9 protein-coding genes are annotated in these 12,895 nt (G+C 73.3%); 7 read left to right on the forward strand and 2 right to left on the reverse strand.

What is annotated here, in order from left to right; genetic code table 11:
• Positions 1–3 precede the first annotated feature (3 nt).
• Complete coding sequence (locus G3T38_RS17965; RefSeq protein ID WP_338037748.1) at positions 4–561, forward strand: PadR family transcriptional regulator; 558 nt, start codon at positions 4–6, stop codon at positions 559–561.
• A complete protein-coding gene (locus G3T38_RS17970) occupies positions 549–2,066 on the forward strand; it encodes a DHA2 family efflux MFS transporter permease subunit (RefSeq protein WP_338037749.1) in 1,518 nt (505 codons plus the stop codon). The genes G3T38_RS17965 and G3T38_RS17970 overlap by 13 nt, the downstream gene beginning before the upstream one ends.
• 552 nt (positions 2,067–2,618) lie before the next feature.
• Here the strand turns inward: G3T38_RS17970 and ilvD are convergent.
• Positions 2,619–4,340 carry a dihydroxy-acid dehydratase gene (gene ilvD / locus G3T38_RS17975; RefSeq protein ID WP_163773840.1) on the reverse strand — a complete coding sequence of 574 codons (1,722 nt, stop codon included), beginning with the start codon at positions 4,338–4,340 and terminating at the stop codon, positions 2,619–2,621.
• Between the two features lie 166 nt (positions 4,341–4,506).
• Between ilvD and gdhA the strand changes: the two genes are divergently transcribed.
• The 4 genes from gdhA (at position 4,507) to G3T38_RS17995 (ending at position 10,090) form a co-directional block, all read left to right on the forward strand.
• Positions 4,507–5,838: an NADP-specific glutamate dehydrogenase gene (gene gdhA / locus G3T38_RS17980; protein WP_174268167.1), complete on the forward strand. Its 1,332-nt coding sequence runs from the start codon at positions 4,507–4,509 to the stop codon at positions 5,836–5,838.
• A gap of 89 nt (positions 5,839–5,927) precedes the next feature.
• Positions 5,928–6,689: an HAD family hydrolase gene (locus G3T38_RS17985; RefSeq protein ID WP_338037750.1), complete on the forward strand. Its 762-nt coding sequence runs from the start codon at positions 5,928–5,930 to the stop codon at positions 6,687–6,689.
• Positions 6,690–6,697: 8 nt separating this feature from the next.
• Positions 6,698–9,202, forward strand: a complete 2,505-nt coding sequence (locus tag G3T38_RS17990; RefSeq protein ID WP_163773886.1) for a glycoside hydrolase family 65 protein — start codon at positions 6,698–6,700, stop codon at positions 9,200–9,202.
• Between the two features lie 33 nt (positions 9,203–9,235).
• The gene (locus G3T38_RS17995) at positions 9,236–10,090 is read left to right on the forward strand and encodes an EamA family transporter (RefSeq protein ID WP_338037751.1); all 855 of its coding nucleotides are present in this window, start codon (positions 9,236–9,238) and stop codon (positions 10,088–10,090) included.
• Positions 10,091–10,133: 43 nt separating this feature from the next.
• On the opposite strand, the gene G3T38_RS18000 is transcribed toward G3T38_RS17995, so the two are convergent.
• Complete coding sequence (locus G3T38_RS18000) at positions 10,134–11,810, reverse strand: alkaline phosphatase D family protein (RefSeq protein ID WP_163773843.1); 1,677 nt, start codon at positions 11,808–11,810, stop codon at positions 10,134–10,136.
• A 92-nt stretch (positions 11,811–11,902) separates the two neighbouring features.
• Between G3T38_RS18000 and G3T38_RS18005 the strand changes: the two genes are divergently transcribed.
• Positions 11,903–12,868 (forward strand): alpha/beta fold hydrolase, encoded by a 966-nt coding sequence (locus G3T38_RS18005; protein ID WP_338037752.1) that lies wholly within the window; start codon positions 11,903–11,905, stop codon positions 12,866–12,868.
• Positions 12,869–12,895: the final 27 nt, after the last annotated feature.

The following is a 12,895-nucleotide window of genomic DNA, read 5'->3' on the forward strand; positions in this document are numbered from 1 at the left end:
CCGGTGGCGCTCACACCGATCGCCGTCGCGGCGCTCGCCCTGCTGGCGGAGCGGCCGATGCACCCCTACGAGATGTTCCAGACGCTGCTGGACCGCCACGAGGACCGCGTCGTCAAGGTACGACCGGGCTCGCTCTACCACGCCGTCGAGCGCCTCGCGGGCGCCGGGCTCGCAGAGGCCGCGGGCACCGAGCGCGACGGCAACCGACCCGAGCGCACGACGTACCGGATCACCGACGCGGGCCGCGGCGCCCTCACTACGCGCCTCCGGGAGCTGCTGCGGGCGCCGGCCGCGGCGTACCCCGAGGCCGCGCTCGGCCTCGCCGAGGCGCACAACCTGCCGCGCGCCGACGTGGTCGCCGACCTGTCCCACCAGCGCGCCATCCTCCGCACGGACGCCGCCGAGCTGGAGGGCCTCATCGCCTCCGTGCGGGAGCGCGACGTGTGGGAGGCCTACTGGATCGAGGCCGACCGGGCGCTCCACCTGCGCCGCGCCGAGATCGCCTGGCTCGACACCCTCATCACCCGACTCACCGACGGAGACCTGCCGTGGCCGACGTGACCGCCTCCCCCGCCCCGACGACGGACACCCCCGAGACCAACCCCTGGCCCGCACTGTGGGCGATGGTCATCGGCTTCTTCATGATCCTCGTGGACACGACGATCGTGTCGGTGGCGACGCCCGCGATCATGACCGGCCTCGACACCGACGTGAACAGCGTCATCTGGGTGACGAGCGCGTACCTGCTGGCGTACGCCGTGCCGCTGCTCGTGACGGGCCGCCTCGGCGACCGGGTCGGGCCCAAGCGCATCTACCTCGTCGGGCTCAGCGTCTTCACGCTCGCCTCGCTGTGGTGCGGGCTGACGTCGAGCGTCGAGGGCCTGATCGTCGCGCGGGTGCTGCAGGGCTTCGGTGCCTCGATGATGACGCCGCAGACGATGGCCGTCATCACCCGCACCTTCCCGGCGACCCGGCGCGGCCCGGCCATGGCGCTGTGGGGCGCGACCGCCGGCGTGGCCACGCTCGTCGGGCCGATCCTCGGCGGGGTGCTCGTCGACGGCCCCGGCTGGGAGTGGATCTTCTTCATCAACGTGCCGGTCGGGATCGTCGCCTTCGTGCTCGCCCTGCGCCTCGTGCCCGCGCTGCCGACCCACGCGCACACCTTCGACTGGGTCGGGGTGGCGCTCAGCGCGGTCGGCATGTTCCTGCTGGTGTTCGGGATCCAGGAGGGCGAGAAGTACGACTGGGGGACCATCACCGGCGTCCTCTCGGTGCCGCTCCTCATCGTCGCCGGACTCGTCGTGCTCGCCGTCTTCCTCGTCTGGCAGGCGCGCATCGAGCGTGAGCCGCTGGTGCCGCTCGGGCTCTTCCGCGACCGCAACTTCTCGCTGGCGAACGGCGGCATCACCCTCGTCTCGTTCGCGGTGACGGCGTTCAGCTTCCCGGTGACGCTGTGGGCACAGGCCGCCCGCGGCTGGTCACCGACCGAGACCGGGCTGCTGCTCGTGCCGATGGCCCTCGCGACGGGCTTCCTCGCCCCGGTCGTGGGGCGGCTCGTCGACCGTGTCCACCCCCGCGCCATCACCGTGGTCGGGTTCCTGTTCTCGGCCGTCGCGCTCGCCTGGCTCAGCCGCGTGATGTCGCCGGACAGCCCGGTGTGGCAGGTGCTGCTGCCCCTCGCGCTCTTCGGCGCGGGGAGCGCGTTCCTCTGGGCACCCCTCTCGGCCACCGCCACCCGCAACCTGCCACTGTCGTCGGCGGGCGCCGGGTCGGGCGTCTACAACACGACGCGGCAGATCGGCGCCGTCCTGGGCAGCGCCGCCGTCGCCGCACTCATCCAGGCGCGGATCGCGGCGAACCTCCCCGGCGCCGGCGGCTCGGTCGAGGAGATCCGAACGGGCACGGGCGCCATGCCGCCCGAGGTCGCGGCACGGTTCTCCGACGCCATGGCCCAGGCCGTGCTGCTCCCCGCGGGTGCGATGGCCGTCGGGATCGTGATCGTGCTGTTCTTCGCGCGGCCGGCGTTCGCGCGGGAGGGTGCGGCGCCGGAGCGCGCTGCCCGGTAGTCCGACGTGCCCGGCCCGGCCGGCTGGCCCCCGGCTGGTCCGGGGCCGGCCGGGGCCGGCCGGGGGCGGCCGCCCGGGGCCGGCCGCCCGGGTGAGGAAAACGCGGACCGGGGGCGCTGAGACGTCCGCGTTTTCCTCGTCCGGGCCGCGTCCGATCCGCGTTTTCTTCCGCCGGGTTCAGATGTCGGGGCCTCGCGGACGAGGCCGTCGAGCGCGTTCGCTCAGCGGACACGGCGTCCACCGAGCGAACGGCGTGCACCGAACCGACCGCTTTGACCATCAACGTTGATGGTCAAAGCGGCGTGTTCCCCGGTCGACCGGGGAAAGTGCCACCCGCCCCTCACCCCGCCGGGCCGGGGCGCCGCCAGGGGCCGGGCCAGCCGGGCGGGCGGGCGCGGAGGCGGCCGGCAGAGCGCGTCGACACCGAGACGGACCAGCGTGCCCGCGGCGCCCACGTGGTGGACGTGGTGCGCCGCGAGCGGGTGCCGCGCGTCGAGCTCGGCCGCGGACGGGGGGTGCTCCTCCGGGGCGGCCGAGCGGGTCGGCAGCGGATCAGCCCGTGACCGCGCCGTGGGCGGCCGAGCCGACGGTGCGGGCGTACTTGCCCAGGACGCCGCGCGTGTACTTCGGCGGCAGCGGCTCCCAGCCCACCTTGCGACGCTCGAGCTCCTCGTCGTCGATGGCGACGTCGAGGCGGCGGTTGGCCACGTCGAGCGTGATCGGGTCGCCGTCGCGGACGAAGGCGATGGGGCCGCCGTCCACGGCCTCGGGCGCGACGTGGCCGACGCAGAGGCCGGTCGTGCCGCCGGAGAACCGGCCGTCGGTGAGGAGCAGGACGTCCTTGCCGAGACCGGCTCCCTTGATGGCGCCGGTGATGGCGAGCATCTCGCGCATGCCCGGGCCGCCCTTGGGGCCCTCGTAGCGGATGACGACGACGTCGCGCGACTTCAGCTCGCCCGCGGCGAGCGCCGCCATCGCGGCCTTCTCGCCGTCGAACACCCGGGCGGTGCCCTCGAAGACCGACTCGTCGAAGCCGGCCGACTTCACGACGGCGCCCTCGGGCGCGAGCGTGCCGTGGAGGATCGTCAGGCCGCCGGTCGCGTGGATCGGGCGGTCGATCGTGCGGATGACGTCGTCGTCGACCTGCGGGGGCGCGATGTCGGCCAGGTTCTCCGCCATCGTCTTGCCGGTCACGGTCAGGCAGTCGCCGTGGAGGAGGCCCGCGTCGAGCAGGGCCTTCATCACCATGGGGATGCCGCCCTTCTGGTCGACGTCGTACATCACGTACTTGCCGAACGGCTTGAGGTCGCCGAGGTGCGGGACCTTGTCGCCGACGCGGTTGAAGTCGTCGAGCGTCAGGTCGACCTCGGCCTCGCGGGCGATGGCGAGGAGGTGGAGCACGGCGTTGGTGGAACCGCCGAGCGCCATGACGACGGTGATGGCGTTCTCGAACGCCTCCTTCGTCATGATCTGACGGGCGGTGATGCCGCGCCGCAGCATCTCGACGACCGCCTCGCCCGACTTGTGGGCGAACCCGTCGCGGCGACGGTCGACGGCCGGCGGGGCGGCCGAGCCCGGGATCGACATGCCGAGGGCCTCGGCGACGGCGGCCATGGTGTTGGCCGTGTACATGCCGCCGCACGCGCCCTCGCCGGGGCAGATGGCGCGCTCGACCTTGTCGACCTCCTCGCGGGAGATCTTGCCGGCGAGGCAGGCGCCGACGGCCTCGAAGGCGTCGATGATCGTGACGTCGCGCCCGTCGACCTTGCCCGGCATGATCGAGCCGGCGTACAGGAACACGCTCGCGAGGTCGAGGCGCGCGGCCGCCATGAGCATGCCGGGCAGCGACTTGTCGCAGCCCGCGAGCAGCACGGAGCCGTCGAGGCGCTCGGCCATCATCACGGTCTCCACCGAGTCGGCGATGACCTCGCGGGAGACCAGCGAGAAGTGCATGCCCTCGTGGCCCATCGAGATGCCGTCGGACACCGAGATGGTGCCGAACTCGAGCGGGTACCCGCCGGCCGCGTGCACGCCGTTCTTGACGGCCTTCGCGAGGCGGTCGAGCGGCAGGTTGCAGGGCGTGATCTCGTTCCAGGACGACGCGACGCCGATCTGGGGCTTGACCCAGTCCTCGTCCCCCATCCCGACCGCACGGAGCATGCCCCGCGCGGCGGTCGCCTGGAGCCCGTCCGTCACGTCGCGGGAACGCGGCTTGATGTCAGGGGTGCTGGACGCCGCAGGCGCGGCGGGGGTCGAGGGCGTGCCACCGGTCATGGCGCAAGGGTAGACCGGGCCGCTCCCGCGCCGTACGGCCATCCCGCGCGACGACCGCCCCGCTGAAACCGTCGTTTCGCGGTTTCGCTAGCGTCACGCCCGATCCGAACCCCGGACGAGCGACGACGAGCGACGACGAGCGACAGGACGAACCGTGACGGACGAGCTGGACCCGCACCTGCAGGACGCCTACACCGAGGTGCTGCGCCGCAACCCCGGCGAGCTCGAGTTCCACCAGGCGGTGCGGGAGGTCCTCGGGTCGCTCGGACCCGTCGTGGAGCGGCACCCGGAGTACACCGACGCCGGCATCATCACGCGCCTCTGCGAGCCGGAGCGCCAGATCGTCTTCCGCGTGCCGTGGGTCGACGACGCGGGCCGCGTGCAGATCAACCGCGGCTTCCGGGTGGAGTTCAACTCGGCCCTCGGGCCCTACAAGGGCGGGCTGCGCTTCCGCCCGACGGTGCTCGCGGGCACCGTCAAGTTCCTCGGCTTCGAGCAGATCTTCAAGAACGCCCTGACCGGCCTGCCCATCGGCGGCGGCAAGGGCGGCTCCGACTTCGACCCCAAGGGCAAGAGCCCGGGCGAGGTCATGCGCTTCTGCCAGTCGTTCATGACGGAGCTCTACCGCCACATCGGCGAGCACACCGACGTGCCCGCGGGCGACATCGGCGTCGGCGGGCGCGAGATCGGCTACCTCTTCGGGCAGTACAAGCGCATCACCAACCGGTACGAGTCGGGAGTCCTCACCGGCAAGGGCGTCACCTGGGGCGGCTCGCAGGTGCGCCCCGAGGCGACCGGCTACGGCCTCGTCTACTTCGCCGAGCAGGTGCTCGCCCATCGCGGCACGTCCTTCGACGGCCGGCGCGTCGTCGTCTCCGGCTCCGGCAACGTCGCCATCCACGCCATCGCGAAGGTCCACCAGCTCGGCGGCACCGTCGTCGCCTGCTCCGACTCGGGCGGCTTCGTCGTCGACGAGGCGGGCATCGACCTCGACCTCCTCCGCGACGTCAAGGAGCGGCGGCGGACCTCCCTCACGGCGTACGCCGAGGAGCGGGGCATCGAGCACCGCACCGGCTCCGTCTGGAGCGTCCCCGCGACCGTCGCGCTCCCGTGCGCGACGCAGAACGAGCTGGACGCCGCCGACGCGCGGCTCATCGTCGACCACGGCTGCCTGCTGGTGGCGGAGGGCGCCAACATGCCGTGCACGCCCGAGGCCGTCGACGTGCTGCGGGAGGCCGGGATCGCCTTCGGTCCCGGCAAGGCCGCCAACGCGGGCGGCGTCGCGACCAGCGCCCTGGAGATGCAGCAGAACGCGAGCCGCGACTCCTGGTCGTTCGAGCACACCGAGGCGCGGCTGGCGGAGATCATGCGCGGCATCCACGAGCGCTGCCTGACGACGGCCGACGCGTACGGGACGCCGGGCGACTACGTCGCGGGCGCCAACATCGCCGGTTTCACGCAGGTCGCCGACGCGATGCTGGCCCTCGGGGTCATCTGAGCCGGGGCGGGGCGGGTGAGACGCGGTCGTCACCGGCCGTTTACGACGCGCCTGCCCCGCCCGACCGGCCCGGCCCCTAGCCTGTAGCCGTGACGCGACACATCGACTGGGCCGACCGTGCCGCCGTGCTCTTCGACCTCGACGGGGTGATCACCCCGACCGCCGAGGTCCACATGCGGGCGTGGGAGGTCATGTTCAACGACTTCCTCGCCGACTGGAAGGGCGAGGGCGACACCTCGACCTACACGGACCAGGACTACTTCGACCACGTGGACGGCAAGCCCCGGTACGACGGGGTGCGCGACTTCCTCGCGTCCCGCGGCATCGCGCTGCCCGAGGGCGAGGAGTCGGACGGCCCCGAGACCGACACGGTGCGCGGGCTGGGCGACCGCAAGAACGACGCCTTCAACGCCGTGCTCGAGCGGGACGGGGTGACGGCGTACCCGGGCTCCGTGGCGCTCCTCGACCACCTGGCGACCCTGCCGGTGCGACTCGGCGTCGTGTCGTCGTCGGCCAACGCGCCGGCGGTGCTCGAGGCCGCCGGGCTCCTCGACCGGTTCGAGACCGTGGTCTCCGGTGCCGTCGCCCACGAGCTGGGCCTGCCGGGCAAGCCGGCGCCCGACACCTTCCTGCACGCCGCCGAGGTGCTCGGTGCGACCGCCGCCACCAGCGTCGTGCTCGAGGACGCCGTCTCCGGCGTCCGTGCGGGGGCCGACGGCGGGTTCGTCGACGTCGTGGGCGTCGACCGCGGCGCGGGCGCCGAGGCGCTCACCGCCGCGGGAGCGACCCTCGTGGTCGCCGACCTGGCCGACCTCGTGCCCGGCTCGACGGACGGGGAGGGCGACGCCTGATGGCCACCATGACCAAGGACATCCCCGAGGACCCGCTCGACCGTGGCCGGTTCCCCATCGATCCCTGGCGGTTCGTCGAGACCGACCACTACCCGGGTGACCTCGGGCTGACGGAAACGCTCTTCGCCGTCTCCAACGGCTACCTCGGCATGCGGGGCAACCCCGCCGAGGGCCGCGACGCCCACGCGCACGGCACCTTCATCAACGGCTTCCACGAGACCTGGCCGATCCAGCACGCGGAGAGCGCGTTCGGCTTCGCGCGCACCGGCCAGACCATCGTCAACGTCCCCGACGTCAAGGTGCTCAAGCTCTACGTCGACGACGAGCCGCTCAACCTCGGCACGGCGGACCTCGAGCACTACGAGCGCAGCCTCGACTTCGCCTCCGGCGTCCTCACGCGCACGCTCGTGTGGCGCACCCCGGCGGGCAAGCGCGTGCGGGTCGTCTCGACCCGCATGGTGTCGATGACGGAGCGTCACCTCGCGCTGCTCAGCCTCGAGGTCACGATGCTCGACGGCGACGCCCCCATCGTCATCTCCTCGCAGATGCTCAACCGCCAGGACGGCAAGGACGAGTACCACGTCGCCGACGCCGCCCTCGGCGAGGGCATCGACCCCCGCAAGGCCGCCGGGTTCGACCACCGCGTGCTGCTCCCCCGCGGTCACTACTCCACCGACGAGCGCATGATGCTCGGCTACGTCTGCGCGCGGTCGCGCATGACCGTCGCGGTCGCCGCCGACCACCTGCTGACCTGCGACGACACCTACGAGATCATCCACAACGCCGAGGAGGACTCCGCCAAGTACGTCGTGCGCGTCGACGCAGGTGAGGGCAACACGGTGAAGCTCGAGAAGGCGGTCGCCTACCACTCGTCGCGCGGCGTGCCCGTGCGCGAGCTCTCCGACCGCTGCGACCGCACGCTCGACCGGGTGCGCCGCCTCGGCATCCCGCACTTCCACGCGGAGCAGCGCGCCTGGTACGACCGCTTCTGGGCCGACGCCGACATCCGCGTCGAGGGGCACCCGGCGCTGCAGCAGGCGATCCGCTTCAACCTCTTCCAGCTGGCGCAGGCCAGCGCGCGCGCCGACCAGCAGGGCATCCCCGCCAAGGGCGTGACGGGCTCGGGCTACGAGGGGCACTACTTCTGGGACACGGAGATCTACGTGCTCCCGTTCCTCACCTACACGCAGCCCGACGCCGCGCGCAACGCGCTGCACTTCCGGTGCCGGATGCTGCCGGCGGCGCGGGAGCGGGCGCGGGAGATGGCGCAGGAGGGCGCGCTCTTCCCGTGGCGCACCATCAACGGCGAGGAGGCCTCGGCCTACTACGCCGCCGGCACCGCCCAGGTGCACATCGACGCCGACATCTCCTACGCCCTCAGCAAGTACGTCGACGCGACGGGCGACTCCGGGTTCCTGGTGCGCGACGGCATCGACATCCTGGTGGAGACCGCGCGGATGTGGGCCGACCTCGGGTTCTGGCGCACCAACGGCGCCGCGTCGTTCCACATCCACGGCGTCACCGGCCCGGACGAGTACACGACGGTCGTCAACAACAACCTGTTCACCAACGTGATGGCGCGCTACAACCTCGAGCAGGCCGTGCAGGCCGTGCGCGAGGTCGCCGTGAGCGACCCCGCGGCGTACACGCAGATCGTCGCGCGGACCGGGCTGCAGCCGGACGAGGTGGAGGAGTGGGCGCGCTGCGCGGCCGGGATGACCATCCCGTTCGACGACACGCTCGGGATCCACCCGCAGGACGAGCACTTCCTCGACCGCGAGGTGTGGGACCTCTCGCGCACGCCGATCGAGCTGCGCCCGCTGCTGCTGCACTACCACCCGCTGGTGATCTACCGGTTCCAGGTGCTCAAGCAGGCCGACGTCGTGCTGGCGCTGTTCCTCCAGGGCGACCGGTTCACCCCGGAGGAGAAGAAGGCCGACTTCGACTACTACGACCCCATCACCACGGGCGACTCGACGCTCTCGGCGGTCGTGCAGTCGGTGATGGCGGCCGAGGTGGGCTACCACGAGGCCGCGATGAAGTACTTCCGCTCGGCGCTTTACGTGGACCTCGCCGACCTGCACGGCAACACCGTCGACGGCCTGCACGTCGCGTCGATGGGCGGCGTCTGGCAGACGCTCGTCTGCGGGTTCGGCGGCATGCGCGACCACGGCGGGCGGCTCTCGTTCGACCCGCGCCTGCCCGTCGACTGGCCCTCGCTGTCGTTCCCGCTGCGCTGGCAGGACGTCACCGCCGACATCACCGTCACCCAGGAGACGATGACCGTCGCGGTCCGCGGCGACGAGGGCGCGTTCCCCTTCCGCGTGCGCGGGGTCGACCACGTCGCGCGACCCGGCCACGACGTGGTCGTCGACCTCGACGGCCACGGGCCCCGCATCGACGGCCTGCTCGGCGACCGCCCGCTCATCGGCGGCCACCGCGCCGACGGCACCGTCATCACCGCGGGCGTGCCGAGCCCCGTCGTGGGCCCGGACGACGAGCTGCCCGTCTGAGACCCGCCGGACCCACCGCACTAGCATCGGCGCGTGCGACGTGCGGTGGGTCTGGTGCTGGTCGGCATCGCGTCGGTGCAGATCGGCGCCGCCTTCGCCAAGAGCCTCTTCGGCGAGGTGTCGCCGACGACGATCGTCTGGCTGCGGCTGCTGACGAGCACCCTCGTGCTCCTGGCGTGGGTGCGGCCGTCGCTGCGCGGCCGCAGCCGCGCGGACTGGTACGTCGTGGTGGGCTTCGGGCTCAGCCTCGGGCTGATGAACTGGGCCATCTACCAGTCGTTCGCCCGGATCCCGATCGGCATCGCCGTCACCATCGAGTTCGTCGGGCCCCTCACCCTCGCCCTGCTGGGATCGCGCCGGATCCGGGACCTGGTGTGGGTCGGCCTCGCGGGCGCGGGCGTCGTGCTGCTCGGCGCGGAGCCGGCCGACCTGGACCTGGTCGGCGTGGGCTTCGCGCTCCTCGCCGGGGCCGCGTGGGCGGCGTACATCCTGCTCAGCGCCCAGACGGGCGCCCGCTGGGAGGGCCTCGACGGGCTCGCCGTGGCGAGCCTGGTCGCGGTGCTCCCGCTGACGCCGTACGTGCTCGCCGCCCACGGCGACGTGCTCCTCGACACCCGGGTGCTGCTCATCGGGCTCGCGGTGGGGCTGCTCAGCTCGGTGATCCCCTACAGCTGCGAACTGGTCGCGCTCCGCACCCTGCCGCCGTCGGTGTTCGGGATCCTCATGAGCCTGGAGCCAGCCGCCGCCGCGGTCGCGGCGCTCGTCGTGCTCGGCGAGCTGCTCACCGCCCTGCAGGTGGCGGCCATCGCCTGCGTCGTCGCGGCGGTGGCCGGCGCGACCGCGACGTCGCGGGGCGGGCCCGTGCACGCCGAGCCCGCCCCCGACTGACTCCCGACTGACTCCCGACCGGCCCCGACCGGACCCGACCGCGCTAGGAGCCCGTCTCCTCCCGGATCGTGTCCTCCACGACCTGCGCGTCGCTGGGCCGCGCCCGCCGTGCGGCGACCCCCGGGACGGCGCTCGCCAGCGGGGTGTCCGCCACCTGCTGCAGGCCGCGCACCCGGTCCTCGATGACGTAGGACCGCCGGGTGAAGACGTCGGCGCCGGGCGTCGTCACCGCCGGCACGCACCGGAAGTCCGCGGTGAGGGCGTCCGGCGTGATGGTCGTCGCGACGTAGCCGCGGAGGCTGTTCCAGAACTTCAGGTTCGGGTTGTCGTCGAACCACGGGTGCCTGCCCGACGGCTCGTCGTACCCGTTGCCGCCCGAGGTGATCGACGTCGTGACCAGCTCGGAGCCGATCGGCGCGTCCTGCGCGGCGTAGTCGAGGTGGAGGTCCCCCGCCCAGTGGGTGTGGACGTCGCCGGTGAGCACCACGGGGTTCCGCACCCCGGCGTCCACCCACCCGCGCTGGATGCGGTCGCGCGACGCCGGGTAGCCGTCCCACGAGTCCATCGACACGGTCTCGCGGGCACCCTCCGCGTTGCGCCGGCCACCGAAGAAGACCTGCTGGCCGAGCACGTCCCAGCGCGCGTGCGACCGGGCGAAGCCGTCGAGCAGCCAGGACTCCTGCGCCCGACCGGTGAGGGTGCGGGCCGGGTCGTCGTAGCCCCCGCCCCGCTCCTTCCAGCCGTCGCCCTGGGCCTGGTCGGAGCGGTACTGGCGGGTGTCGAGCATGTGGAAGCTCGCCAGCCGACCCCAGGTCACCCGCCGGAACAGCTGGAGCCCGGGGCCGCGGGGCACGGAGGTGCGGCGCAGCGGCATGTTCTCGTAGTAGGCGCGGTACGCCGCGGCGCGGCGCTCGAGGAACCCGCCCTGCTCGGCGGGCTTCTCCGACACCCCGGCCGCGTAGTTGTTGTCCACCTCGTGGTCGTCCCACACGACGAGCCACGGCGCCGCGGCGTGGGCGGCCTGCAGGTCGGGGTCGGTCTTGTACTGCGCGAGCCGCTGCCGGTAGCCGGCCAGCGTCGTCGTCTCGGGGCCCGCGTGGGGACGCAGGTGGGCCGGGTTGGCGGCTCCCTCGTACTGGTAGTCCCCCAGGTGCAGCACCAGGTCCGGCTGCTCCTCGGCCAGGTGGCGGTAGGCCGTGAAGAAGCCGACGGGGTAGTTGGAGCACGAGGCGAACGCCATCCGCAGCTCGCTCGGCAGCGCCCACGGCGCGGGCGCCGTCACCGCACGGCCCACCGGGGAGCGGTGCGCGCCGAGGGCGAACCGGTACCAGTGCTCCCGCCCCGCCCGCAGCCCGCCCAGCTCCACGTGGACGGCGTGCCCGGACTCCGGTCCGACGCTGACGGTCCCGCGCCGTACGACGTGGCGGAAGCCGGCGTCCTGCGCCACCTCCCAGCGGACCGGGAACCGGCGCGACGCCATGCCCCCCGAGCCGTCTGCGGCGAGCGGCTCGGTGGCCAGGCGGGTCCAGGCGACGAACCCGTCGGGCGCGGGGTCGCCCGAGGCGACGCCGAGGGTGAACGGGTCGGCGACCGGGGTGCGGGTGGCGGCCGTCGGCCGCGCGTCGGGCCGTCCCGCGGCGGACGCGGGGAGGGCGGGCAGGGCGAGCGCGGGCACCACGACGGCGCCGGCACCCAGGATGGTTCTCCGAGATGAGTGCACGGGTCGCGAGCCCACGCCCCGTGGGCGACGGGCGCCGTCCGTCGCGGCGACCGGGAGGTGAACAGTCGCCGGTTCGTGCACAATCGGGTGCTGTGCCTCCCTCCCTCCGGGCCGTCGGCGCCGACGAGAGCCCGTCCGACAGCCCCGTCCGCCTGACTTACCACGACGTCACGAGCGCCGACGGGACGCGGCTGCGGGCCTGGACCAACGACCCCGACCGCGCGCTGCCCGGCCCCACGGTGCTGCTGTGCAACGGGCTCGGGACGAACCCCTACACGTGGCCCTTCCTGCTCGACCCGGCGTGCGACGTCCGCGTCGTGTCGTGGCAGCACCGCGGCGTCGGCGGCTCGGAGCGGCCGGTCGACCGCTGCCACATCGGCATCGACTCGCTCGTCGAGGACGCCGTCGCCGTCATGGACGACGCCGGTCTCGACCGGGCGCCGACCATCGGGTGGTCGATGGGCGTCAACACCCAGTTCGAGCTGGCCACCCTGCACCCCGACCGCGTCGCGGGCCTGTTCGCGCTGGCCGGGGTGCCCGGTGCGACGTTCTCCACGATGCTCGAGCCGACCCGCCTGCCGGCGCCGGTGCGCCGCAGCCTCGCCGTCGGCACGACCCGGGTCGCCCGGCTGCTCGGGCCTGCGATCAGCACCGTCGCGCAGGCGCTGCCCGTCACGCCGCGCACCATCTCCGTGCTCGGTCGCACCGGCTTCATGTTCCCCATCGAGGACCGCGAGAACGCGGCCGCGGCCGTGCGCGAGTTCCTGACGACGCCGTTCGACTGGTACTTCCACCTCGCGCTCCACGCCGCCCGCCACCAGCGGGTCTCCCTCAGCACGATCGACGTGCCCGCGATGTTCGTCGCCGGCTCCGCCGACATCCTCGCCGGCTCGCACGCGATGCGCTCCGCGGCGGAGCGGATGGCGGACGCGACGTACGTCGAGCTCCGCGGCTCCCACTTCATCGCGATGGAGCAGCCGGCCGAGGTGCACCGCCTGCTGCGCGAGCTGCTCGCCCGCGTGGCGGAGCGGGAGGCCCCGGCGGGCGGGACCGACTGACCGGAGCGACCAGCGGGTTCGATGGAC

It is taken from the genome of Nocardioides zeae (genome assembly GCF_010686755.1).
Lineage (GTDB): Bacteria > Actinomycetota > Actinomycetes > Propionibacteriales > Nocardioidaceae > Nocardioides > Nocardioides zeae.